A 23893-nucleotide genomic window follows, 5' to 3' on the forward strand; every position below is an offset into this window, starting at 1 on the left:
CACCACCAGGAACGAGCCGTGACAACGATCACCCCCGACGACGGGAACCGAACAGGCCCCCGCCCCTCGCTTCGCCCCGAGGCGGGTACTCCCGGTACGCTCACCGCCGTGCCACACGCTGATCAGTCCCAAACCACCCAGAAGGGCGCTTCCGTGACCTACCCGGGACCGCCACGACCGGTTCGGATCTCCGCCACCCCCCTCGCGGAACTCGCCGATCAGTTGGGGATCGCCGCACCGGCCGGCTCCGCCGAGGTCACGGGCATCACCCACGACTCGCGCGCCGTCCGCCCCGGCGACATCTACGCCGCACTGCCCGGCGCCCGCCTGCACGGCGCCGACTTCGTCACCCAGGCCGCGAGCCTCGGCGCCGTCGCCGTGCTCACCGACCCCACCGGCGCCGAGCGCGCCGGAGCGACCGGACTGCCGGTCCTCGTCGTGGACGACCCGCGCGCGCAGATGGGCGAACTGGCCGCCACGGTCTACGGACACCCGGGCCGCGAGCTGCTCCAGATCGGCATCACCGGCACCTCCGGCAAGACCACCACCGCCTACCTCGTCGAGGGCGGTCTCAAGGCCGTACGCGCCACCGGGCTCATCGGCACCGTCGAGATGCGCATCGGCGAGGAGCGCATCAAGTCCGAGCGCACCACCCCCGAAGCCACCGACCTCCAGGCCCTGTTCGCCGTCATGCGCGAACGCGGCACCGAGGCGGTCGCCATGGAGGTCTCCAGTCACGCGCTGGTGCTGGGCCGGGTGGACGGCTGCGTCTTCGACATCGCCGTCTTCAACAACCTGAGCCCGGAACACATGGAGTTCCACTCCGGCATGGAGGACTACTTCCAGGCGAAGGCCCAGCTCTTCACGCCCGAGCGCAGCAGATTCGGCGTGGTCAACGCCGACGACGAGTACGGTCGCAGGCTCGCCCGGGAGGCGGGCGTCCCGGTCGTCACCTTCTCCGCCGAGGGCGACCCGGACGCCGACTGGCGCGCCGAGGACGTCCAGATCGGGCCCATGGACTCGACGTTCACCGCGATCGGCCCGAACGGCGAGCGCGTGCACGCCCGCTCGCCGCTGCCCGGCCCCTTCAACGTGGCCAACACCCTCGCCGCCCTCGTCGCCCTCGCCTCGGCCGGGATCGACCCGCAGACCGCCGCCGACGGCATCGCCGCCGTGCCCGGCGTCCCCGGCCGCCTGGAGCGCGTCGACGCCGGACAGCCCTACCTCGCGGTCGTGGACTACGCCCACAAGACCGACGCGGTCGAATCGGTGCTCAAGGCGCTGCGCAAGGTCACCAAGGGCCGGCTGCACATCGTGCTCGGCTGCGGCGGCGACCGCGACAGGACCAAGCGCGCCCCGATGGGCGCCGCCGCCGCCCGGTACGCCGACATCGCCGTACTGACCTCAGACAACCCCCGCTCCGAGGACCCCCTCGCGATCCTCGCGACCATGCTCGAAGGCGCCGCCTCCGTCCCCGCGCACGAGCGCGGCGAGGTGCTGCTCTTCGAGGAGCGTGCCGCCGCCATCGCCGCCGCCGTGGGCCGCGCGACCGCGGGCGACACCGTGCTGGTCGCGGGCAAGGGCCACGAGCAGGGCCAGGACATCGCCGGCGTGGTCCGTCCCTTCGACGACCGCCAGGTGCTCCGCGAAGCTATCCAGAACACCCAGGGATGAACTTGTGATCGCCCTCTCCCTCGCCGAGATCGCAGCAGTCGTCGGCGGGCAGACACACGACATACCGGATACGTCCGTCACCGTCACGGGACCGGTCGTCCGGGACTCCCGCGAGGTGGTGCCCGGCGCCCTCTTCGTCGCGTTCAGCGGTGAGCGGGCCGACGGCCACGACTTCGCCGAGGCGGTCGTCGAGGCGGGCGCCGTCGCCGTCCTGGCGACGCGCCCCGTCGGCGTGCCCGCCGTCGTCGTGGACGACGTGCAGAGCGCCCTCGGCGCCCTCGCCCGCCACGTGGTGGAGCGCCTCGGCGCCACCCTCGTCGCGCTCACCGGCTCGGCGGGCAAGACCAGCACCAAGGACCTCATCGCCCAGGTCCTCGGCGGCAAGGCGCCCACCGTCTTCACGCCCGGCTCGCTCAACAACGAGATCGGGCTGCCCCTGACCGCCCTGTCCGCCACCGAGGAGACGAAGTTCCTCGTGCTTGAGATGGGCGCCCGCGGCATCGGGCACATCCGCTACCTCGCCGGTCTCACCCCGCCGAAGGTCGGACTCGTGCTCAACGTCGGCAGCGCCCACATCGGCGAGTTCGGCGGACGCGAGCAGATCGCCCAGGCCAAGGGCGAGTTGGTGGAGGCACTGCCCCCGGCCGAGGAGGGCGGCATCGCCGTCCTCAACGCCGACGACCCGCTGGTGCGCGCCATGGCCTCCCGTACCCGCGCGAAGGTGGTCCTTTTCGGAGAGTCGGCCGAAGCGGACGTACGCGCCGAGAACGTGCGACTCACGGACAGCGGACAGCCTGCCTTCAGCCTTCACACACCCTCCGGTGCAAGCGATGTGACCATGCGCCTGTACGGTGAGCACCACGTGTCGAACGCGCTCGCCGCGGCCGCCGTCGCCCATGAGCTGGGCATGTCCGCAACCGAGATCGCCACCGCGCTCTCCGAGGCGGGCTCCCTCTCCCGCTGGCGCATGGAGGTCACCGAGCGCCCGGACGGCGTGACCATCGTCAACGACGCCTACAACGCCAACCCCGAGTCCATGCGTGCCGCCCTCAGGGCGCTCGCGGCCATGGGCAAGGGGCGCCGCACGTGGGCGGTGCTCGGCAAGATGGCCGAGCTGGGGGACGAGGCGCTCGCCGAGCACGACGCGGTCGGACGGCTCGCCGTCCGGCTCAACGTCAGCAAGCTCGTCGCGGTCGGGGGGATCGAAGCCTCCTGGCTGCAACTGGGCGCATACAACGAGGGTTCGTGGGGTGAGGAGTCGGTGCACGTGTCCGACGCACAGGCGGCGATCGACCTGTTGCGCAGCGAGCTGCGCCCGGGGGACGTCGTGCTGGTGAAGGCGTCCCGTTCCGTGGGTCTGGAGAGCGTCGCCCAGACGCTCGCCTCCGCCGGGACCGAGGGCGAGGTCGCCGCCCGATGATGAATCAGGTCCTGTTCTCAGGCGTCATCGGCCTCTTCCTGACGCTGATCGGCACCCCGCTGCTGATCAAGCTCCTCGCCCGCAAGGGTTACGGCCAGTTCATCCGCGACGACGGCCCGCGCGAGCACGCCAGCAAGCGCGGTACGCCGACCATGGGCGGCATCGCCTTCATCCTGTCCACGATCGCCGCGTACTTCCTCAGCAAGGTGATCACCGGCAAGCCCCCGACGTACTCGGGTCTGCTGGTCCTCGGCCTGATGTTCGGCATGGGTCTGGTCGGCTTCCTCGACGACTACATCAAGATCGTCAAGCGCCGTTCGCTGGGTCTGCGGGCCAAGGCGAAGATGGCGGGACAGCTCATCGTCGGCATCGGCTTCGCGGCCCTCGCGCTGCAGTTCCCGGACAACCGGGGCAACACCCCGGCGTCGACCAAGCTGTCGTTCATCACGGACTTCGGCTGGAACATCGGCCCGGTGCTGTTCGTGGTCTGGGCGCTGTTCATGATCCTCGCGATGTCGAACGGCGTGAACCTCACCGACGGTCTCGACGGTCTCGCCACCGGCGCCTCCGTCCTGGTCTTCGGCGCCTACACGTTCATCGGCGTCTGGCAGTTCCAGGAGTCCTGCGCCAACGCGATGACCCTGACCAACCCGGCCGCCTGCTACGAGGTCCGCGATCCGCTCGACCTCGCGGTGGTCGCCTCCGCCCTGATGGGTTCCTGCCTGGGCTTCCTGTGGTGGAACACCTCCCCGGCGAAGATCTTCATGGGCGACACCGGTTCGCTCGCCCTCGGCGGTGTCCTCACCGGTCTGGCCATCCTCTCCCGCACGGAGCTGCTGGTGGCCATCATGGGCGGTCTGTTCGTCCTCATCACCATGTCGGTCGTCATCCAGGTCGGCTCCTTCCGGCTCACCGGCAAGCGCGTCTTCCGGATGGCACCACTCCAGCACCACTTCGAACTCAAGGGCTGGTCCGAAGTCCTGGTGGTGGTCCGTTTCTGGATCATCCAGGGCATCTGTGTCATCGTCGGACTGGGCCTCTTCTACGCGGGATGGGCAGCGGACAAGTGACCACCTCGGTGCCTTCGGGGCAGAGCGAATTCCAGGACAGGCGCGTCACGGTCGCCGGACTCGGCGTCTCGGGCGTCCCGGCCGCCAGGGCGCTGCGCGAGCGCGGCGCGATCGTCACGGTCGTCAACGACGGCGACGACGAGCGGGCACGGGCGCAGGCCGCCGAACTGGAAGCGCTCGGCGTCACCGTCCGCCTCGGCGACGGCGCGGCGCTCCCCGAGGGCACCGAGCTGATCGTCACCGCCCCCGGCTGGCAGCCCGGCAAGCCGCTCTTCCAGGCGGCCGAGCGGGCGGGCGTGCCGATCTGGGGCGACGTGGAGCTGGCCTGGCGCCTCAGGGGTCCTGACGCGGCACCCTGGCTCGCCGTCACCGGCACCAACGGCAAGACCACCACCGTGCAGATGCTCGCCTCCATCCTCAAGGCGGCGGGTCTGCGCACGGCGGCGGTCGGCAACATCGGCGTCTCCCTGCTGGACGCCGTCCTCGGCGAGGAGGAGTACGACGTCCTCGCCGTCGAGCTGTCCAGCTACCAGCTCCACTGGGCGCCCTCGCTGCGCGCCTACTCGGGCGCGGTGCTCAACCTCGCCCCGGACCACCTCGACTGGCACGGCTCCATGGACGCGTACGCCGCCGACAAGGGCCGTATCTACGAGGGCAACAAGGTCGCCTGCGTCTACAACGTGGCCGACCCGCGCACCGAGGACCTGGTCCGCGAGGCGGACGTGGAGGAGGGCTGCCGGGCCGTCGGGTTCACCCTCGGCACCCCGGCCGTCTCCCAACTCGGCGTCGTGGACGGCATCCTGATCGACCGTGCCTTCGTCGAGAACCGGCACAAGAACGCGCAGGAGCTGGCCGAGGTCTCCGACGTCGAGCCGCCCGCCCTGCACAACATCGCCAACGCGCTGGCGGCAGCCGCCCTCGCCCGCTCCTTCGGAGTGCCGGCCCAGGCGGTGCGCGACGGACTGCGCGCCTTCCGCCCCGACGCCCACCGCATCCAGCACGTCGCCGACCTCGACGGCGTGGCGTACGTGGACGACTCCAAGGCGACCAACACCCATGCCGCGGAAGCCTCGTTGGCCGCCTACGAGCCCATCGTGTGGATCGCGGGCGGACTCGCCAAGGGCGCCGAGTTCGACGAGCTGGTCGCCAACTCCGCCAAGCGCCTTCGCGGCGCAGTCCTGATCGGCGCCGACCGCGCGCTGATCCGCGAGGCCCTCGCGCGACACGCCCCGGAAGTACCCGTCGTGGACCTCGACCGGACCGACACTGGGGCGATGCTCCAGGCGGTGACGGAGGCGAAGCGACTGGCCCGGCCGGGTGACACGGTCCTGCTGGCCCCCGCCTGTGCCTCCATGGACATGTTCACCAACTACAACCAGCGCGGTGACGCGTTCGCGGCGGCCGTCCGCGAGCTCGGCGCCTGACCCCGGCCGCCCGCCGGGCGGAACTTGGGAGGGACGCGTGGGACGTTCGGTGCTCAGGGGAGGCGTGGATGGCCGCTAGCCGTACCGGACGACCGCCCGTGCAGCGGGCGGTCCGCCGCCCCGCACCCCGGCCGAGCGTGCCCGACAACCCCCTCCGCAGACTGCGCACCCGCGCCCGCAAGGCGTGGGACCGCCCGCTGACCGCGTACTACCTGATCCTCGGCGGCAGCCTGCTGATCATCGTGCTCGGTCTGGTCATGGTCTACTCGGCCTCCCAGATCACCGCGCTCCAGCTCTCGCTGCCCGGCTCGTTCTTCTTCCGCAAGCAGTTCCTCGCCGCGCTCATCGGCGGCGCGCTGCTCTTCGCCGCCTCCCGGATGCCGGTACGGCTGCACCGGGCGCTTGCCTACCCCATCCTCGCCGTCGCCGTCTTCGCGATGGCGCTGGTGCAGGTGCCGGGGATAGGGATGTCGGTCAACGGCAACCGGAACTGGATCTCGCTCGGCGGCTCCTTCCAGATCCAGCCCAGCGAGTTCGGCAAGCTCGCCCTCGTCCTGTGGGGCGCGGACCTGATCGCCCGCAAGCAGGACAAGAAGCTGCTGACCCAGTGGAAGCACATGCTGGTCCCGCTGGTCCCGGTCGCCTTCATGCTGCTCGGTCTGATCATGCTCGGCGGCGACATGGGCACCGCGATCATCCTCACCGCGATCCTGTTCGGTCTGCTCTGGCTCGCCGGGGCTCCGACCAGGCTGTTCGCCGGGGTGCTCTCGGTCGCGGCGCTGATCGGTGTGATCCTCATCAAGACCAGCCCCAACCGGATGGCCCGGCTCGCCTGCATCGGCGCGACCGAGCCCAAGGCGGGCGGCGCCGACTGCTGGCAGGCCGTGCACGGGATCTACGCCCTCGCCTCCGGCGGAATCTTCGGTTCCGGTCTTGGCGCGAGTGTGGAGAAATGGGGTCAACTCCCCGAAGCCCACACCGACTTCATCTTCGCCGTCACCGGTGAGGAACTGGGTCTGGCGGGGACGCTGTCGGTGCTCGCCCTGTTCGCCGCTCTAGGCTATGCGGGTATCCGCGTGGCCGGACGCACGGAGGACCCCTTCGTGAGGTACGCCGCGGGAGGCGTGACCACCTGGATCACCGCGCAGGCGGTGATCAACATCGGTGCGGTGCTCGGCCTGCTGCCGATCGCCGGTGTCCCCCTCCCGCTGTTCTCCTACGGAGGGTCCGCCCTGCTGCCGACCATGTTCGCCATCGGGCTGCTGATCGCCTTCGCGCGTGACGATCCCGCTGCGCGGGCGGCGCTGGCGATGCGGCAACCCCGCTTTGGTAGAAAGCGGGCGGGCGGCTCCCGTGCCGAGCGGGTGCCCCGGAGATGGAACACGATGCGACGGCGTGCCTCGGCGGCGCGTTCGTCCGGAGAGCGGTGAATTTCGGTGCATGTCGTACTCGCCGGCGGGGGTACCGCGGGCCACATCGAGCCCGCGCTCGCCCTCGCGGACGCCCTGCGCAGGCAGGACCCCACCGTGGGGATCACGGCCCTGGGCACGGAACGCGGCCTTGAGACGCGGCTCGTTCCCGAGCGCGGCTACGAGCTGGCGCTGATCCCGGCGGTCCCGCTGCCGCGCAAGCCCACGCCCGAGCTGATCACGGTCCCGGGACGGCTGCGCGGCACGATCAAGGCCACGGAGCAGATCCTGGAGCGCACCAAGGCGGACGCCGTGGTCGGCTTCGGCGGCTACGTCGCGCTGCCCGCGTATCTGGCCGCCAAGCGCCTCGGCGTGCCGATCGTGGTCCACGAGGCCAACGCCCGCCCCGGTCTGGCCAACAAGATCGGCTCGCGCTACGCGGCCCGGGTGGCCGTCTCCACGCCCGACAGCAAGCTCCGGGACGCCCGCTACATCGGCATCCCGCTGCGCCGCTCCATCGCCACCCTGGACCGCGCCGCCCTGCGCCCCGAGGCTCGCCACTACTTCGGTCTGAGCCCCAACCTGCCGACCCTGCTGGTCTCCGGCGGCTCGCAGGGCGCCCGGCGCCTGAACGAGGTCGTCCAGCAGGTCGCGCCCTGGCTCCAGCAGGCAGGCATCCAGATCCTGCACGCGGTCGGCCCGAAGAACGAACTGCCGCAGGTGCAGCAGATGCCGGGGATGCCCCCGTACCTCCCGGTAAGTTACCTGGACCGGATGGACCTCGCGTACGCCGCGGCCGACCTGATGCTCTGCCGCGCGGGCGCGATGACCGTCGCCGAACTCTCCGCCGTCGGGCTCCCGGCCGCCTACGTCCCGCTGCCCATCGGCAACGGCGAACAGCGGCTCAACGCCCAGCCGGTGGTCAAGGCGGGCGGCGGACTCCTCGTGGACGACGCGGACCTGACGCCGGAGTGGATCCAGCAGAACGTGCTGCCGGTCCTGGCCGACCCGCACCGCCTCTACGAGATGTCCCGCGCCGCCGGTGAGTTCGGCCGCCGCGACGCCGACGACCTCCTCGTCGGCATGGTCTACGAGGCGATCGCCGCGGGCCGGTAGGACCGTCGAACGAAGGGACAGTGAGCGTGGCCGGACCCACCGTCGCCGAGCGCGACGCACGCCGACCGGAGGTGTCCGGCCCGCCGCTCGTCCCCGGGCTGCGACGACCGCGGCTTCGTACGATCATCGCCCTGGCGGTGCTGCTCGTCCTCCTCGGAGCCGGTTCCGTCTGGGTGTTGTACGGCTCCGAGTGGCTGCGGGTGCGTCAGGTCGCGGTCTCCGGCACCCGCGTGCTGACCCCGACCGAGGTCCGCAGGGCCGCCGCCGTCCCGGTCGGCGCCCCGCTGGTCTCGGTGGACACCGGCGCCATCGAGGCGCGCCTGCGGCGGGAGTTGCCCCGGATCGACTCCGTCGAGGCGGACCGCTCCTGGCCGCACGGCATCGCCCTGAAGGTCACCGAACGCACCCCGTCCCTGCTCGTCCGCAAGGGCTCGGAATACACCGAAGTCGACGCCCAGGGCGTCCGGTTCGCGACCGTGCCGCAGGCACCGCGCGGGGTGCCGCTGCTCGAACTCACCGTCTCCCACGAGGACTCGGGCGCCGCGAGCCTGCGCCGCTTCGGCACCGACCGCCTGGCGCGCGAGGCGGTACGCGTCGCCGCCGCGCTGCCCGCACCCGTCAGGAAGGACACCCGGGCGGTCCAAGTCCGGTCCTACGACGCCATCTCACTGCGGCTGAAGGACGGCCGCACGGTGGCATGGGGCAGCTCGGAGAACGGCGCCGCCAAGGCGCGGGCCCTCACCGCTCTCATGAAAGCAGCTCCCGACGCCCGGCACTTCGATGTCAGCGTGCCCACCGCCCCTGCGTCAGCCGGGAGTTGACGTACATCAGCGCAGGCCAGCACCCTGGTTGGGCACTGCTACGGCTGATCACATAGGGTGAAAAGAAAAACGGGAGGTTCGGCGTGTTCGTTGAACGGGCGCGGCTTGTCGACTTAGTGTCCTGTTCAGAAGACTCCAGGGAACAGACACACTGGTAACCCTAAACTTCAGGGTTAGGGTTCGGGTCGGCGTTCGGACCGTCCCAATTCGGCATCCGTCGTCCCGGTCGGGAACCGCCCGGCGCGACAACGTAATTCGAGGCGAGAGGCCTTCGACGTGGCAGCACCGCAGAACTACCTCGCAGTCATCAAGGTCATCGGTGTCGGCGGCGGTGGTGTCAATGCCATCAACCGGATGATCGAGGTCGGCCTCAAGGGCGTCGAGTTCATCGCCATCAACACCGACGCGCAGGCGCTGTTGATGAGCGACGCCGACGTCAAGCTGGACGTCGGCCGTGAACTCACCCGCGGACTCGGCGCCGGCGCCAACCCGGCCGTCGGCCGCAAGGCCGCCGAGGACCACCGCGAGGAGATCGAGGAGGTCCTCAAGGGGGCCGACATGGTCTTCGTGACGGCCGGCGAGGGCGGCGGCACCGGCACCGGCGGCGCCCCCGTCGTGGCCAACATCGCGCGCTCGCTCGGCGCGCTCACCATCGGCGTGGTCACGCGCCCGTTCACCTTCGAGGGACGGCGCCGCGCCAACCAGGCCGAGGACGGCATCGCAGAGCTGCGCGAAGAGGTCGACACCCTCATCGTGATCCCCAACGACCGGCTGCTGTCCATCTCGGACCGTCAGGTCTCGGTCCTGGACGCCTTCAAGTCGGCGGACCAGGTCCTGCTCTCCGGTGTCCAGGGCATCACCGACCTCATCACCACCCCCGGTCTGATCAACCTCGACTTCGCCGACGTCAAGTCGGTCATGTCCGAGGCCGGTTCGGCCCTCATGGGCATCGGCTCGGCCCGCGGCGACGACCGCGCGGTGGCCGCGGCCGAGATGGCGATCTCCTCGCCGCTCCTGGAGGCGTCCATCGACGGCGCCCGGGGCGTCCTGCTCTCCATCTCCGGCGGCTCCGACCTCGGTCTCTTCGAGATCAACGAGGCCGCCCAGTTGGTCAGCGAGGCCGCCCACCCGGAGGCCAACATCATCTTCGGCGCGGTCATCGACGACGCCCTCGGCGACGAGGTGCGGGTCACCGTGATCGCGGCCGGCTTCGACGGGGGGCAGCCCCCGGCCCGCCGGGACAACGTGCTCGGCTCGGCGTCGTCCTCCGGCTCCCCGGCCCAGCGCCGCGAGGAGCAGCCGACTCCGCCCCGTCAGCAGACCGAGTCCCGGCCGTCGTTCGGCTCGCTCGGCAGCGTGACGCCGAAGGAGGAGCCGGAGCCGGCGCCCGAGCCGGTGGTCGAGGTCCCGGTCGCACCGCCGGTGCCCCAGTCCCGGTCCTACGAGGACATCGTCGAGCTGGATGTGCCGGACTTCCTGAAGTGATAGGACAGCGCGAAAGCGTGAGCGGCGCGCACTTCGCCTTCACCGACAGGTGGGGCGGGGTGAGCGCCGCTCCGTATGAGGAGCTCAACCTCGGCGGCGCGGTCGGCGACGACCCCGGCGCCGTCCTGGCCAACCGTGAACTGACCGCGAAGGCGCTGGGACTTGACCCGGCGTCGGTGGTCTGGATGAACCAGGTGCACGGCGCCGACGTGGTCGTCGTGGACGAACCCTGGGGGGAGCGTCCCGTTCCCGAGGTGGACGCGATCGTCACCACCCGGCGCGGACTCGCCCTCGCCGTACTCACCGCCGACTGCGTGCCGGTGCTGCTCGCCGACCCGGTCGCGGGTGTGGTCGCGGCCGCGCACGCCGGACGACCCGGCGTGGTCGCCGGAGTCGTCCCCGCGGCGATCCGCGCCATGACCGCACTCGGCGCCGAGCCGGACCGGATCGTCGCCCGCACCGGCCCCTGTGTGTGCGGCCGTTGTTACGAGGTGCCCGAAGCGCTGCGCGCCGCGGTCGCCGAAGTCGAGCCGACGGCGCACGCGGTGACGAGCTGGGGCACTCCCGCCGTCGACGTGAGCGCCGGAGTGCACGCGCAGCTCGCCCGGCTCGGGGTGTGCGACCGGGCGCAGTCCCCGGTGTGCACGCTGGAGTCGGGGGATCACTTCTCCTACCGGCGCGACCGCACCACCGGTCGGCTCGCCGGGTATGTGTGGCTGGACTGAGTGGACATGACGGACCGTAGGACCGAACTCGCCGGAAATCTGGCGAAGGTGGAGGAACGCATCGCGGCCGCGTGCGCGGCGGCGGGGCGTCCCCGTGACGAGGTGACCCTCATCGTGGTCACCAAGACGTATCCGGCGAGCGACGTGAGGATCCTCTCGGAACTGGGTGTGCGTCAGGTCGGCGAGAACCGCGACCAGGACGCCGCCCCGAAGGCCGCCGCCTGTGCGGATCTGCCCCTGGAATGGCACTTCATCGGTCAGTTGCAGACCAACAAGGTGCGTTCTGTGGTCGGTTACGCCGATTTCGTGCAGTCGGTCGACCGGGACCGGCTCGTCACCGCCCTCTCCCGGGAGGCGGTGCGGGCCGGGCGCGAGGTGGGGTGCCTGCTCCAGGTCGCACTCGACGCCGGAGCGAGCGGCCGGGGTGAGCGCGGCGGCGTCGCGCCCGCCGGAATCGAAGAGTTGGCCGGTCTCGTCGCCGACGCGCCCGGACTGCGGCTCGACGGACTGATGACCGTCGCCCCGCTCACCGGTGAGTACGCGGGACGCGAACAGGCGGCGTTCGAACGGCTCGTGGATTTGTCGACGGACCTGCGCCGAACCCATCCTGCTGCAACCATGGTGTCGGCAGGGATGAGTGCGGACCTCGAGCAGGCCGTTGCGGCCGGGGCGACACATGTGCGCGTCGGCAGCGCGGTACTCGGAGTCCGCCCCCGCCTCGGGTAACGTCGCGAAGAAGTCGGACCACAGCAGAAAATATGGTCAATGCCGCCGAAGGCGGTACAAAGGCCACGTGGATCGCGGGCACTTGGCAGTCGTCAGCCGATCCACCACAGAGCGGAGGACTCAGAGCATGGCCGGCGCGATGCGCAAGATGGCGGTCTACCTCGGCCTCGTGGAGGACGATGGGTACGACGGCCGGGGATTCGACCCCGACGACGACTTCGAGCCCGAACTGGACCCGGAGCCCGAGCGGGACCACCGACGGCACGAACCGTCACACCAGTCGCACAACGCACATTCACCCCAAAGGGATGAATCTGTGCGAGTGGTGCAGCCGCCGGCACCGCGCGAGCCGGTCTCGCACGCCGTGGCGCCGACCGCGGATTCGGGGCGTCCGGCGCGGATCGCGCCCGTGGCGTCCATCACACAAGAACGTCACTCCCTGGAGAAGAACGCGCCGGTGATCATGCCCAAGGTCGTGTCGGAACGAGAGCCGTACCGGATCACCACCCTGCATCCCCGGACCTACAACGAGGCCCGTACCATCGGGGAACACTTCCGTGAGGGCACCCCGGTGATCATGAATCTCACGGAGATGGACGACACTGACGCGAAGCGACTTGTCGACTTCGCCGCAGGTTTGGTGTTTGGACTTCACGGCAGTATCGAACGGGTGACGCAGAAGGTCTTCCTGTTGTCTCCTGCTAACGTCGATGTCACGGCGGAGGACAAGGCCCGCATCGCAGAGGGCGGGTTCTTCAACCAGAGCTGAGAAGCACCACCGGGAAGATGCACGGCACAGGGGAGAGGGAAGCGCAGCCATGAGCGTGTTCGCGCAGGTGATCTACATCGCGCTGATGGTCTTCCTTGTCGTGCTGATCTTCCGGCTGGTCATGGACTATGTCTTCCAGTTCGCCCGCTCGTGGCAACCCGGCAAGGCGATGGTGGTCGTACTGGAGGCCACCTACACTGTCACCGATCCACCGTTGAAGCTGCTGCGGCGGTTCATCCCGCCGTTGCGTCTCGGGGGCGTGGCACTCGACCTGTCCTTCTTCGTACTGATGATCATCGTCTGGATTCTCATCTCGGTGGCGGGGAGCTTCGCGCGATGAGAGTGGACGATACGGTCTTGCCGACTGCCGATGACTACGTTGAGGTGAAGAGATGCCGTTGACCCCCGAGGACGTGCGGAACAAGCAGTTCACGACCGTCCGCCTCCGAGAAGGCTATGACGAGGACGAGGTCGATGCCTTCCTCGACGAGGTCGAAGCCGAACTGACCCGTCTGCTCCGCGAGAACGAGGACCTGCGCGCCAAACTGGCCGCTGCCACGCGGGCCGCTGCGCAGAACCAGCAGAACATGCGCAAGGGCCCGGAGCAGCCGGACCAGCAGCAGGGCGGCATGCAGCAAGGGGGCATGCAGCAGGGCGGTATGCAGCAGGGCGGTATGCCGCAGGGTGGCATGCGAGGACCCGGCGCTCCGGTGCCCGCCGGCATATCGGGCCCGCCGCAGCAGCAGATGGGTGGCCCCATGGGTGGTCCGCCCCAGTTGCCCAGCGGTGCCCCGCAGTTGCCCGCCGGCCCCGGTGGCCAGGGCGGCCCGCAGGGTCCCGGCCCCATGGGTCAGGGTCCGGGCCAGATGGGCCAGGGTCCCGGTCCGATGGGTCAGGGTCCGGGTCCGATGGGCCAGGGTCCCGGCCAGATGGGGCAGGGTCCCGGTCCGATGGGCCAGGGTCCGATGGGCGGTCAGCCGCCCATGCCGCAGCAGATGGGCGGCCCCATGGGCGGTCCCCCGATGGGTGGCCCCGGCCTGCCCGGTCAGGGTGGCCCCGGCGGCGACAGCGCCGCGCGTGTCCTCTCGCTGGCCCAGCAGACCGCCGACCAGGCGATCGCGGAGGCCCGTTCCGAGGCCAACAAGATCGTCGGCGAGGCCCGCAGCCGTGCCGAGGGTCTGGAGCGCGACGCCCGTGCCAAGGCCGACGCCCTGGAGCGGGACGCGCAGGAGAAGCACCGCGTCGCCATGGGCTCCCTGGAGTCCGCGCGCGCCACGCTGGAGCGCAAGGTCGAGGACCTGCGAGGCTTTGAGCGCGAGTACCGCACGCGCCTGAAGTCCTACCTGGAGTCCCAGCTCCGTCAGTTGGAGACCCAGGCGGACGACTCGCTGGCCCCGCCGCGCACCCCGGCCGCCGCGTCCCTGCCGCCGTCCCCGGCGCCCTCGATGGCACCGGCCGGCGCGAGCGCCCCGTCCTTCGGCGGCAACCAGGGCATGGGCGGTCCGCCCTCCCCGGCGGCCCCGTCGTACGGCGGCCAGCAGCAGATGACGCCGGCCATGACCCAGCCGATGGCTCCGGTCCGGCCGCAGGGCCCCGGCCCGATGGGCCAGGCGCCCTCGCCGATGCGCGGGTTCCTGATCGACGAGGACGACAACTGACGGCCGCGCATGGCCAGTAGTACGCCATAGGCGTCGGCAGCGTTCAGGGCGGGCCCCGGACTTCGGTCCGGGGCCCGCCCTGTTTTACGCGAGTTGACAGCGTCAGGCGTGAGTTGTTCCCAGATGGCCTGACCACAGCCCCCCAAGGGGCGCGGGGACCTGCGCGACCGGCCCTGGACGGTCCGCAGGCCCGACGCGAACGGCACATGGCAGGACCGACCGCCCCCGCCGAGACCGCAGATCGTGCCGACGGCGCTCACCCACCCCAGGGGCGCGGGGAACTGCGCGACCGGCCCTGGACGGTCCGCAGGCTCGACGCGAACGGCACATGGCAGGACCGACCGCCCCCGCCGAGACCGCAGATCGTGCCGACGGCGCTCACCCATCCCAGGGGCGCGGGGAACTGCGCGACCGGCCCAGGGCGGCCCGCAGCCCGACGCACACCGCACACGGCAGAACGAACCGCCCCGGACACGACAACGGCGGCTGCCCCGCAGCAAGATGCCGCAGGACAGCCGCCGTTCGAACCGCCGGAGGCTTACGCCTTGCGGAGGCGGAACGTCAGCGACAGCCCCTCGTCCGTGAAGGTGGAGCCGTACGTCGCGTCCGCCTCGCCCTGGGCGAAGTCCGTGGACAGGACCTCTTCCGCGATGAGACCCGCGTGCTCGGACAGCGCCGCCACGACCGCGGGGTCACTCGCGCTCCAGCGCAGGGCGATACGGTCCGCCACGTCCAGCCCGCTGTTCTTGCGGGCCTCCTGGATCAGGCGGATCGCGTCACGGGCGAGTCCCGCCCGGCGCAGCTCCTCGGTGATCTCCAGGTCCAGCGCCACCGTGGCACCGGAGTCGGACGCCACCGACCAGCCCTCGCGCGGGGTCTCGGTGATGATCACCTCGTCCGGGGCGAGCGTGACGACCTCGCCGTCCAGCTCCACCGACGCGTTGCCCTCGCGCAGCGCGAGCGACAGCGCGGCGGCGTCGGCGGCGGCGACCGCCTTCGCCACGTCCTGCACCCGCTTGCCGAACCGCTTGCCCAGCGCGCGGAAGTTGGCCTTGGCCGTGGTGTCCACCAGCGAGCCGCCCACCTCGGAGAGCGAGGCCAGCGCGGCCACGTTCAGCTCCTCGGTGATCTGCGTGTGCAGCTCCGGGTCCAGCGCGTCGAAGCCCGCGGCGCCGACCAGCGCGCGCGAGAGCGGCTGACGCGTCTTGACGCCCGACTCCGCACGCGTGGCGCGACCCAGCTCCACCAGGCGCCGTACCAGCACCATCTGCTTCGACAGCTCCGGGTCGATCGCGCTGAGGTCCGCCTCCGGCCAGGAGGACAGGTGCACGGACTCCGGCGCACCCGGGGCCACCGGCACGACCAGGTCCTGCCACACCCGCTCGGTGATGAACGGGGTGATCGGCGCCATCAGCCGGGTGACCGTCTCCAGCACCTCGTGCAGCGTGCGCAGCGCGGCCTTGTCGCCCTGCCAGAACCGGCGGCGCGAGCGGCGCACGTACCAGTTGGACAGGTCGTCCACGAACGCGGAGAGCAGCTTGCCCGCGCGCTGGGTGTCGTACGCCTCCAGCGCCTGGGTCACCTGGTCGGTGAGCGCGTGGAGTTCGGACAGCAGCCAGCGGTCGAGGACCGGGCGGTCGGCCGGAGCCGGGTCCGCCTCGCTCGGCGCCCAGTCGGAGGTGCGGGCGTACAGCGCCTGGAAGGCGACCGTGTTCCAGTACGTCAGGAGGGTCTTGCGGACGACCTCCTGGATGGTGCCGTGGCCGACCCGGCGGGCCGCCCACGGGGAACCGCCGGCCGCCATGAACCAGCGCACCGCGTCCGCGCCGTGCTGGTCCATCAGCGGGATCGGCTGCAGGATGTTGCCCAGGTGCTTGGACATCTTGCGGCCGTCCTCGGCGAGGATGTGACCGAGGCAGACCACGTTCTCGTACGACGACTCGTCGAAGACCAGGGTGCCGATGGCCATCAGCGTGTAGAACCAGCCGCGGGTCTGGTCGATCGCCTCGGAGATGAACTGGGCCGGGTAGCGGCTCTCGAACAGCTCCTTGTTCTTGTACGGGTAGCCCCACTGCGCGAACGGCATCGAACCCGAGTCGTACCAGGCGTCGATGACCTCCGGCACGCGCATGGCCGTGTCGCCGCACTCGGGGCAGGGGAAGGTCACGTCGTCGATGAACGGACGGTGCGGGTCGAGGGAGGACTGGTCGGTGCCGGTCAGCTCGCTCAGCTCGGCGCGGGAGCCGACCACGGTCAGGTGGTCGTTGTCGCAGCGCCAGATGGGCAGCGGGGTGCCCCAGTAGCGGTTGCGGGAGAGCGCCCAGTCGATGTTGTTGCTCAGCCAGTCGCCGAAGCGGCCGTGCTTGACCGTCTCCGGGTACCAGTTGGTCTTCTCGTTCTCCGCGATCATCCGGTCCTTGACGGCGGTGGTGCGGATGTACCAGGACGGCTGGGCGTAGTAGAGCAGCGCGGTGTGGCAGCGCCAGCAGTGCGGGTAGCTGTGCTCGTAGGGCAGGTGGCGGAAGAGCAGACCGCGCGCGCCGAGGTCCTCGGTGAGCTTCTCGTCGGCCTTCTTGAAGAAGACGCCGCCGACCAGGGGGACGTCCTCCTCGAAGGTGCCGTCGGGGCGGACCGGGTTGACCACGGGCAGACCGTAGGCGCGGCAGACCTTGAGGTCGTCCTCACCGAAGGCGGGGGACTGGTGGACCAGACCGGTGCCGTCCTCGGTGGTGACGTACTCCGCGTTCACCACGAAGTGCGCGGGCTCGGGGAACTCCACGAGTTCGAAGGGGCGCTGGTAGGTCCAGCGCTCCATCTCGGCGCCGGTGAAGGACTGACCGGTGGTCTCCCAGCCCTCGCCGAGCGCCTTTTCGACCAGCGGCTCGGCGACGACGACCTTCTCCTCGCCGTCGGTGGCGACGACGTAGGTGACGTCCGGGTGCGCGGCGACCGCGGTGTTGGACACCAGGGTCCACGGGGTCGTCGTCCACACCAGCAGGGACGCCTCGCCCGCCAGCGGGCCGGAGGTGAGCGGGAAGCGGACGTAGACCGAGGGGTCCACGACCGTCTCGTACCCCTGCGCCAGCTCGTGGTCCGAGAGACCGGTGCCGCAGCGCGGGCACCAGGGGGCGACGCGGTGGTCCTGGACCAGCAGACCCTTGTCGAAGATCTGCTTCAGGGACCACCACACCGATTCGATGTACTCGGGGTCCATGGTGCGGTACGCGTCGTCGAGGTCGACCCAGTAGCCCATGCGGTTGGTCAGCTCGGCGAAGGCGTCGGTGTGCCGGGTCACCGACTCGCGGCACTTGGCGTTGAACTCGGCGATGCCGTACGCCTCGATGTCCTGCTTGCCGGAGAAGCCCAGCTCCTTCTCGACCGCCAGCTCGACCGGCAGACCGTGGCAGTCCCAGCCCGCCTTGCGGCCGACGTGGTAGCCGCGCATGGTGCGGAAGCGGGGGAAGACGTCCTTGAAGACGCGGGCCTCGATGTGGTGGGCGCCCGGCATGCCGTTCGCGGTGGGCGGGCCCTCGTAGAAGACCCACTCGGGGCGGCCCTCGGACTGCTCCAGGCTCTTGGCGAAGATCTTCTGGTCGCGCCAGAAGTCGAGCACGGCGTGCTCAAGCGCGGGCAGGTCGACCTGGGCGGGCACCTGGCGGTACGTCGGCGCTGTCATCTGCGAGCATCCTCCAACGGAACTTGCTGCCTTCCGTCGGAGGGACGAGAGCGTTCTTCCTGTTCACGCCGTGTGCGGCGCGCTCCCGCGGTACCACCCTCCTTGGCCCGCCGCCGGTGTCCGTCCGGTGGTGAGCCCCCTCATTGGGGTCGCGAAGCCGGTTCTACTCGCCCTCGCGGGCTTTCCTCCGGCGGCTCCGGGGTGATCTTCACATCGCGCTCGCCACCGGGCTCCCACCGTCCCCGGCTCGCTCTGGGCTGCTGACGACGCTACTCGTCCCCATCCACGCTTCTCGCTCCGCCCAGTGTACGGCGCCGGGCGGACAGCGGCCGACCGGTTTTCCGGCGGGGGCGGGGTGGGGGTGGCGGAGTGGGGCGGTGACCCGAATGGCCAGTGGGCCGGGACGCGCGTCAGGGCGCCGCCCTCCTGGCGGATTACCCGCACGCGAGCTGGGCACAACGGATGCAGGTCTGCTGCGCGGGGGGTGCGGGGCGGGCGAATCGGGCGGCGTGCCCCGTTGCCGCGGGACTCAAGTCGATTTATCGTCCCAGCACGATTCGCGTGCAAGATCACAATATGTGAAGGGGCCGCGGCCATGGTGGCGAAGAAGACCGCCGGTACCTCCGGTGGCTCAGCGGGAACCCTTGCCGGTGTCGGGCCGCCGGGGCAGGACGGGCGGCGGCTGCGGGCGGCCTCGGGAGGCGGCGGGACGGCGAAGAAGGCGTCCACCGGGAAAGCCGCCGGGAAGAAGGCTGCCGGGAAGGACGCCTCCGGGGCGAGAGCCGGGGAGACGGTCTCCCGGGAGAAGTCGAGCGGGAAGACTGCCGCCGGGAAGGCGGCTGCCGACGAGGCGGCCACTGGGAAGGCGGTCACCGGGAAGTCGGCTGCCGACAAGACGGCGGCGCGGGAGAAGTCCGCCGAGAAGGCGGCTGCCGACAAGAGGGCGGCGCGGAAGACGGCTACCGGGAAGGCGGCTCCCGGGATGGCTCCCGCCGACCAGACCCCTGCGGAGCAGGCTCCGACGCGGCAGGCTTCGGCGGAAAAGTCCGCCACCAGAAAGTCCGCCACCAAGAAGTCCGCCAGCAAGAAAGCCGCTGCCGAGAAGGTCGCTGCCAAGGCGACCGCCCCCGAGCAGACCGCCACCAAGGCGGCCGCCACCAAGAAAGCTTCCGCGAAGAAGGTCCCCACCAAGAGCGCTCCGGCGAGGAAATCCGCGAAGAAGCGGGAAGACGCCGGGGAGAAGACCAGTACTGCCAAGCGCACCACTGCCAGGAAGACCACCACGGGCCACAAGAGGACGGGCGGCGAGACGGTGACTGCTGAGAAGACGGCCGCCATGGCGACAGCCACCGAGGCGGCGCCCCCCGAGGGCACCCCGGCCGCGAAGGCCACCAGGAAGACCGCCGGTGCGGCGGGGAACAAGAAGACAGCCGAGAAGGCGGTCGGCAAGACGGCGGCGAAGAAGACCGCCGCCAAGAAGACCGCCGCCAAGAAGACCGCGGCCAAGAAGACCAGTGCGGCGCGTGCCGCCGGGCAGACGGGAGCCACGAGGGTGGTTGCGAAGAAGACTCCTGGCACGGCAACGGCGGAGCAGACCGCCGTACCCAAGGCGCGGCCCGCCGCCGAACCCGGCGAGCTGGCGGTACGCCCCGGCGAGGACCCCTGGACCCCGGAGGAGGTCGACGAAGCCCGCGCGGAGCTGACCGGCGACGCCGACCGGCTCCGTGACGAGATCGACTCCTCCGCGGCCGCGCTCGCGGGTCTGATGCGTGACAGCGCGGACGGCGCGGGCGACGACGAGGCCGACACCGGCACCAAGAACATCACCCGCGAGCACGAGATGGCGCTCGCCGCCAACGCGCGCGAGATGCTCACCCAGACCGAACGCGCCCTGGAACGGCTGGACGCGGGCACCTACGGTCTGTGCGAGAGCTGCGGCAATCCCATCGGCAAGGCGCGGATGCAGGCGTTCCCGAGGGCCACCCTGTGCGTCGAGTGCAAGCAGAAGCAGGAACGGCGCTCCTGAGCGAGGGCGTACGCCGGGGCGTGCCGTAGTCTCGTCGTCAGTCAGGCACCTAGGTTGAGGGACTCACGTGGCAGAGGCGGAGCGCATCATCGGTACGCCGGACACCCCGGAAGACGGCGGCGAGCGGCCTGAGACCGCCGCCGCGCCCGCCGGGCCCGGTGCGGACGGACAGGACGCCGCCCGGCGGACCGGGCGCGGGCGCCGGATCGCCGTGCTGTTCGCGGTGGCCGCCTTCGCCTACGCCCTCGACCTGGGCAGCAAACTGCTCGTCGTCGCCAAGCTGGAGCACCGCGCCCCGATCCAGTTGATCGGCGACCTCCTCGAGCTGCACGCCATCCGCAACCCCGGTGCCGCCTTCGGCTTCGGCGCCGCCTTCACGATCATCTTCACCGTGATCGCGGCGGTCGTCATCGGTGTGATCATCCGGCTGGCCCGCAAGCTCTACAGCACCCCCTGGGCCATCGCGCTCGGTCTGCTGCTCGGCGGCGCCCTCGGCAACCTCACCGACCGCATCTTCCGGGCTCCCGGCATCTTCGAGGGCGAGGTCGTCGACTTCATCGCGCCCAAGGGGTTCGCGGTGTTCAACCTGGCCGACTCGGCGATCGTGTGCGGCGGCATCCTGATCGTGCTGCTGTCCTTCCGGGGTCTGGACCCGGACGGCACCGTCCACAAGGACTGAACGGCACCGTCCACAAGGACTGACGGCAGGGGCGCCGCCCCCGGGTTTTCCACAGGCTCGTTCGGTGCCCTCCCACCCGTCCGGCATACTCGACGGGTGAGCACGATTCCCGAGATCCGAACCCTGCCCGTGCCCGACGGCCTGGAGGGCGAGCGTGTCGACGCCGCCATCTCCCGGATGTTCGGCTTCTCCCGCACCAAGGCGGCGGAGCTGGCGGCGGCCGGCAAGGTCCAGGTCGACGGCGCCGTGGTCGGCAAGTCCGAGCGGGTGCACGGCGGTGCCTGGCTGGAGGTCGAGATGCCGCAGGCACCCGCCCCCGTCCAGATCGTCGCGGAGCCCGTCGAGGGCATGGAGATCGTGTACGACGACGACGACGTGGTCGTCATCGTCAAGCCGGTCGGCGTGGCCGCGCACCCCTCGCCCGGCTGGACCGGCCCGACCGTCATCGGCGGTCTCGCCGCCGCCGGGTACCGGATCTCCACCTCCGGCGCCGCCGAGCGCCAGGGCATCGTGCACCGGCTCGACGTGGGCACCTCCGGACTGATGGTCGTCGCCAAGTCGGAGCGGGCGTACACCTCGCTCAAGCGCCAGTTCAAGGAGCGCACGGTCGACAAGCGCTACCACACGCTGGTCCAGGGCCACCCCGACCCCATGAGCGGCACGATCGACGCCCCCGTCGGCCGCCACCCCCAGCACGACTACAAGTGGGCGGTCACCGCCGAGGGCAAGCCCTCCGTGACGCACTACGACCTCATCGAGGCGTTCCGCGCCGCCTCCCTGCTGGACGTGAAGCTGGAGACCGGTCGCACCCACCAGATCCGCGTCCACATGTCGGCCCACCGCCACCCCTGCGTCGGCGACCTGACCTACGGCGCCGACCCCACCCTCGCCAAGCGGCTCAAGCTGCAGCGCCAGTGGCTGCACGCGGTCCGGCTCGGCTTCGAGCACCCGGCGGACGGCCAGTGGGTCGAGTTCGCGAGCGAGTACCCCGAGGACCTGCAGCGGGCCCTCGACCTGGTGCGGGAGGAGACCTACGCGTGAGCGCGCCGTACACGGTCCGGGTCGCGGACGGACCGGACGACCGCGAGGCGTGCTTCGCGGTCCGCAAGGAGGTCTTCGTCGTCGAACAGGGCGTCCCCGAGGACATCGAGTACGACGCCCATGACGCGGACGCCGTGCACGTGCTCGCGCTCGGCGCCGACGGCACCCCGCTCGGCGCCGGACGCCTGCTGCACGGCGCGGCGGCCACCGGGTACACCGGCGCGGACGCCTCGGTGGGCTCGCTCGGGCGGCTGGCCGTCACGCGCGCCGCGCGCGGACTCGGCGTCGGCGCTGCCCTGGTGCGCGCCGTGGAGGACGCGGCCCGCGCGCTCGGACTGACCGCCGTGGACCTGCACGCCCAGACCCACGCCCTCGGCTTCTACGAGCGCCTGGGATACACGCAGTACGGTCCGGAGTTCCCGGACGCCGGAATACCGCACCGGGCGATGCGCCGCGCCCTGTAGCCGTCGCCCCGCCCGTCGCCGTCGCCCCGCCCGCCGGGTCGGACCCCGGGTCCCGCCGGGCGGCGTGGCAGTCTTGAGCTTTGCGGTGTGATCGCGGACTCCCGGAGCGCTCGACGTGGATCAGTTGGCCCTGCTGTTCGTGATGTTGCTCGCGGCCCTGGTGAGCGTCCCGGTGGGGGAGTGGTTCGGGCTCCCGGCGCCGGTGCTGATGACGGTGTTCGGCGGGATCCTCGCGGTGCTCGACTTCGTGCCGAACGTCGACATCCCGCCGGACCTCATCCTGCCCGCGCTGCTGCCCCCGCTGCTCTACGCGGCCGTACGCCGCACCTCCTGGCGGCAGTTCACGGCCAACAAACGCCCGATCTTCCTGCTCGCCGTCGCCCTGGTCTTCGTGACGACGGTGTGCGTGGCGGCCGTCGCTCACGCGATCGTGCCCGGACTGCCGGTCGCCGCCGCCGTCGCGCTGGGCGCGCTGATCGCCCCGCCCGACCCGGTGGCGGCGACCGCCGTCGCCGGACAGCTCGGGCTGCCCCGCCGCCTGGTGTCGATCCTGGAGGGCGAGGGGCTCTTCAACGACGTCACGGCGATCGTGCTCTACCACGTGGCCATCGCCGCCGCCGTGAGCGGGGAGTTCTCCCCCTGGGGCGCCGGGCTCGACCTGGTGCTGTCCGCCGTGGTCGCCGTCGTCGTCGGACTGGTCCTCGGCTGGGGCGCCAACAAGCTGATGGACCTGCTCGGCGACGCCACCCTCCAGATCGGGCTCACCCTGCTGGTGCCGTACGCCTCCTACGTGCTCGCCGAGGGGCTGCACGGCTCCGGGGTGCTCGCGGTGCTCACCACCGCGCTGTTCCTCGCCGAGTACGCCACCGACGCCGACGACGTGATGACCCGGCTCGCCGGGCACACCTTCTGGGACATCATCGACACGCTCGTGACCGGCGTGGCCTTCGGGCTGATCGGTCTCGAACTGCACAACGCGATCCGTACCGCCTCCGGGCGCTGGGGCGAGCTGCTCGGCTGGGCGGCTGCCGTCGCGGCCACCGTGGTCCTCGTCCGGCTGCTGTGGCTGATGCCCGCGACCTGGCTGACCAAGCGGCTGCACGCCCGGCGCGACTACGACGAGGACATCCCGGTCGGCTGGCGCGAGACCGTCGTGATGTGGTGGTCCGGGATGCGCGGGGTGGCCTCGGTGGCGCTGGCGCTCGCCATCCCGCTGAGCACCAAGGCCGGTGCGCCCTTCCCGGACCGGGACATCATCATCTTCATCGCCTTCGGGGTGATCATCGCCACCCTGGTGCTCCAGGGGCTCACCCTGCCCTGGCTGGTGCGCAGGCTCGGGGTGCGGGCGGACTCCGAGCGGGAGAAGGAGTTCGAGACGGAGCTGGCGGTGCGCGCGACCAGGGCGGCGCGGCGGCGGCTGCGGGAGATCGAACAGGTCGAGGAGCTGCCCGAGGAACTCTCCGAGCAGATGCTGCGGCGCGCCTTCGACATCGGCATCCGGATCAGCCCCGACATGGGCGAGGAGGAGCGCCGCGAGGCGCACAAGCAGCGGGCGCGGCGGCTGCGGCGGGTGCGCAAGATCCAGGCGGAGATGATGAGCGCTGCCCGCCACGAGGTGCTCGCCGCGCGCAGCGAACCGGGCGCCGACCCGGAGATCGTCGACCGGGTGCTGAGGCACCTGGACGTGCGCAGCCTGCGCTGATCCGGCAC

19 protein-coding genes are annotated in these 23893 nt (G+C 71.1%); 18 read left to right on the top strand and 1 reads right to left on the bottom strand.

Going from position 1 to position 23893, the window contains the following annotated elements:
• The first annotated feature begins 18 nt into the window (after positions 1-18).
• The 13 genes from IF655_RS28390 to IF655_RS28450 all read left to right on the top strand — a co-directional run bounded on the left by IF655_RS28390 (position 19) and on the right by IF655_RS28450 (position 14297).
• Complete coding sequence (locus tag IF655_RS28390) at positions 19-1674, top strand: UDP-N-acetylmuramoyl-L-alanyl-D-glutamate--2,6-diaminopimelate ligase (protein WP_199588005.1); 1656 nt, start codon at positions 19-21, stop codon at positions 1672-1674.
• A gap of 4 nt (positions 1675-1678) precedes the next feature.
• Positions 1679-3094 carry a UDP-N-acetylmuramoyl-tripeptide--D-alanyl-D-alanine ligase gene (gene murF / locus IF655_RS28395; protein ID WP_199588006.1) on the top strand — a complete coding sequence of 472 codons (1416 nt, stop codon included), beginning with the start codon at positions 1679-1681 and terminating at the stop codon, positions 3092-3094.
• Positions 3091-4164: a phospho-N-acetylmuramoyl-pentapeptide-transferase gene (gene mraY, locus IF655_RS28400; RefSeq protein ID WP_199588007.1), complete on the top strand. Its 1074-nt coding sequence runs from the start codon at positions 3091-3093 to the stop codon at positions 4162-4164. Before murF ends, mraY begins: the two co-directional genes overlap by 4 nt.
• Positions 4146-5588 (top strand): UDP-N-acetylmuramoyl-L-alanine--D-glutamate ligase, encoded by a 1443-nt coding sequence (gene murD, locus IF655_RS28405; protein ID WP_199588008.1) that lies wholly within the window; start codon positions 4146-4148, stop codon positions 5586-5588. Before mraY ends, murD begins: the two co-directional genes overlap by 19 nt.
• 68 nt (positions 5589-5656) lie before the next feature.
• Entirely contained in the window at positions 5657-7018 is a 1362-nt protein-coding gene (ftsW, locus tag IF655_RS28410) for a putative lipid II flippase FtsW (RefSeq protein ID WP_199588009.1), read from the top strand.
• Between the two features lie 6 nt (positions 7019-7024).
• Entirely contained in the window at positions 7025-8113 is a 1089-nt protein-coding gene (murG, locus tag IF655_RS28415; protein WP_199588010.1) for an undecaprenyldiphospho-muramoylpentapeptide beta-N-acetylglucosaminyltransferase, read from the top strand.
• A gap of 26 nt (positions 8114-8139) precedes the next feature.
• A complete protein-coding gene (locus IF655_RS28420; protein WP_199588011.1) occupies positions 8140-8934 on the top strand; it encodes an FtsQ-type POTRA domain-containing protein in 795 nt (264 codons plus the stop codon).
• Between the two features lie 276 nt (positions 8935-9210).
• Positions 9211-10419 carry a cell division protein FtsZ gene (gene ftsZ, locus IF655_RS28425; protein WP_199588012.1) on the top strand — a complete coding sequence of 403 codons (1209 nt, stop codon included), beginning with the start codon at positions 9211-9213 and terminating at the stop codon, positions 10417-10419.
• Entirely contained in the window at positions 10416-11144 is a 729-nt protein-coding gene (pgeF, locus tag IF655_RS28430; protein WP_199588013.1) for a peptidoglycan editing factor PgeF, read from the top strand. The genes ftsZ and pgeF overlap by 4 nt, the downstream gene beginning before the upstream one ends.
• A 6-nt stretch (positions 11145-11150) precedes the next feature.
• Entirely contained in the window at positions 11151-11870 is a 720-nt protein-coding gene (locus tag IF655_RS28435) for a YggS family pyridoxal phosphate-dependent enzyme (protein WP_199588014.1), read from the top strand.
• Between the two features lie 127 nt (positions 11871-11997).
• Positions 11998-12639, top strand: coding sequence for a cell division protein SepF (locus tag IF655_RS28440; protein ID WP_199588015.1), 642 nt, complete (start codon positions 11998-12000; stop codon positions 12637-12639).
• A gap of 49 nt (positions 12640-12688) precedes the next feature.
• Entirely contained in the window at positions 12689-12979 is a 291-nt protein-coding gene (locus IF655_RS28445; protein WP_018545609.1) for a YggT family protein, read from the top strand.
• Between the two features lie 52 nt (positions 12980-13031).
• Positions 13032-14297 carry a DivIVA domain-containing protein gene (locus tag IF655_RS28450; RefSeq protein WP_199588016.1) on the top strand — a complete coding sequence of 422 codons (1266 nt, stop codon included), beginning with the start codon at positions 13032-13034 and terminating at the stop codon, positions 14295-14297.
• A 538-nt stretch (positions 14298-14835) separates the two neighbouring features.
• Here the strand turns inward: IF655_RS28450 and ileS are convergent.
• A complete protein-coding gene (ileS, locus tag IF655_RS28455; RefSeq protein ID WP_199588017.1) occupies positions 14836-17973 on the bottom strand; it encodes an isoleucine--tRNA ligase in 3138 nt (1045 codons plus the stop codon).
• Positions 17974-18568: 595 nt separating this feature from the next.
• Here ileS and IF655_RS28460 point away from each other — a divergent pair.
• The 5 genes from IF655_RS28460 to IF655_RS28480 all read left to right on the top strand — a co-directional run bounded on the left by IF655_RS28460 (position 18569) and on the right by IF655_RS28480 (position 23885).
• Entirely contained in the window at positions 18569-19999 is a 1431-nt protein-coding gene (locus IF655_RS28460; RefSeq protein ID WP_199588018.1) for a TraR/DksA family transcriptional regulator, read from the top strand.
• A gap of 67 nt (positions 20000-20066) precedes the next feature.
• Positions 20067-20678, top strand: coding sequence for a signal peptidase II (lspA, locus tag IF655_RS28465; protein WP_199588019.1), 612 nt, complete (start codon positions 20067-20069; stop codon positions 20676-20678).
• Positions 20679-20774: 96 nt separating this feature from the next.
• A complete protein-coding gene (locus IF655_RS28470) occupies positions 20775-21719 on the top strand; it encodes an RluA family pseudouridine synthase (protein WP_199588020.1) in 945 nt (314 codons plus the stop codon).
• On the top strand, positions 21716-22183 hold the full coding sequence (locus tag IF655_RS28475) for a GNAT family N-acetyltransferase (protein ID WP_199588021.1): 468 nt from the start codon (positions 21716-21718) through the stop codon (positions 22181-22183). The genes IF655_RS28470 and IF655_RS28475 overlap by 4 nt, the downstream gene beginning before the upstream one ends.
• Positions 22184-22298: 115 nt before the next feature.
• Positions 22299-23885 (top strand): Na+/H+ antiporter, encoded by a 1587-nt coding sequence (locus tag IF655_RS28480; RefSeq protein ID WP_199588022.1) that lies wholly within the window; start codon positions 22299-22301, stop codon positions 23883-23885.
• Positions 23886-23893 lie beyond the last annotated feature (8 nt).

Origin of the sequence: Streptomyces sp. DSM 110735 (assembly GCF_016482685.1) — a bacterium.
GTDB lineage: Bacteria > Actinomycetota > Actinomycetes > Streptomycetales > Streptomycetaceae > Streptomyces.

Excerpts from the sequence above, each read along its gene's own strand:
- mraY (WP_199588007.1), top strand. The coding sequence starts at position 3,091 with ATGATGAATCAGGTCCTGTTCTCAGGCGTCATCGGCCTCTTCCTGACG.
- murD (WP_199588008.1), top strand. The coding sequence starts at position 4,146 with ATGGGCAGCGGACAAGTGACCACCTCGGTGCCTTCGGGGCAGAGCGAA.
- ftsW (WP_199588009.1), top strand. The coding sequence starts at position 5,657 with ATGGCCGCTAGCCGTACCGGACGACCGCCCGTGCAGCGGGCGGTCCGC.
- IF655_RS28435 (WP_199588014.1), top strand. The coding sequence starts at position 11,151 with ATGACGGACCGTAGGACCGAACTCGCCGGAAATCTGGCGAAGGTGGAG.
- IF655_RS28440 (WP_199588015.1), top strand. The coding sequence starts at position 11,998 with ATGGCCGGCGCGATGCGCAAGATGGCGGTCTACCTCGGCCTCGTGGAG.
- IF655_RS28445 (WP_018545609.1), top strand. The coding sequence starts at position 12,689 with ATGAGCGTGTTCGCGCAGGTGATCTACATCGCGCTGATGGTCTTCCTT.
- IF655_RS28450 (WP_199588016.1), top strand. The coding sequence starts at position 13,032 with ATGCCGTTGACCCCCGAGGACGTGCGGAACAAGCAGTTCACGACCGTC.
- ileS (WP_199588017.1), bottom strand. The coding sequence starts at position 17,973 with ATGACAGCGCCGACGTACCGCCAGGTGCCCGCCCAGGTCGACCTGCCC.
- IF655_RS28460 (WP_199588018.1), top strand. The coding sequence starts at position 18,569 with ATGGTGGCGAAGAAGACCGCCGGTACCTCCGGTGGCTCAGCGGGAACC.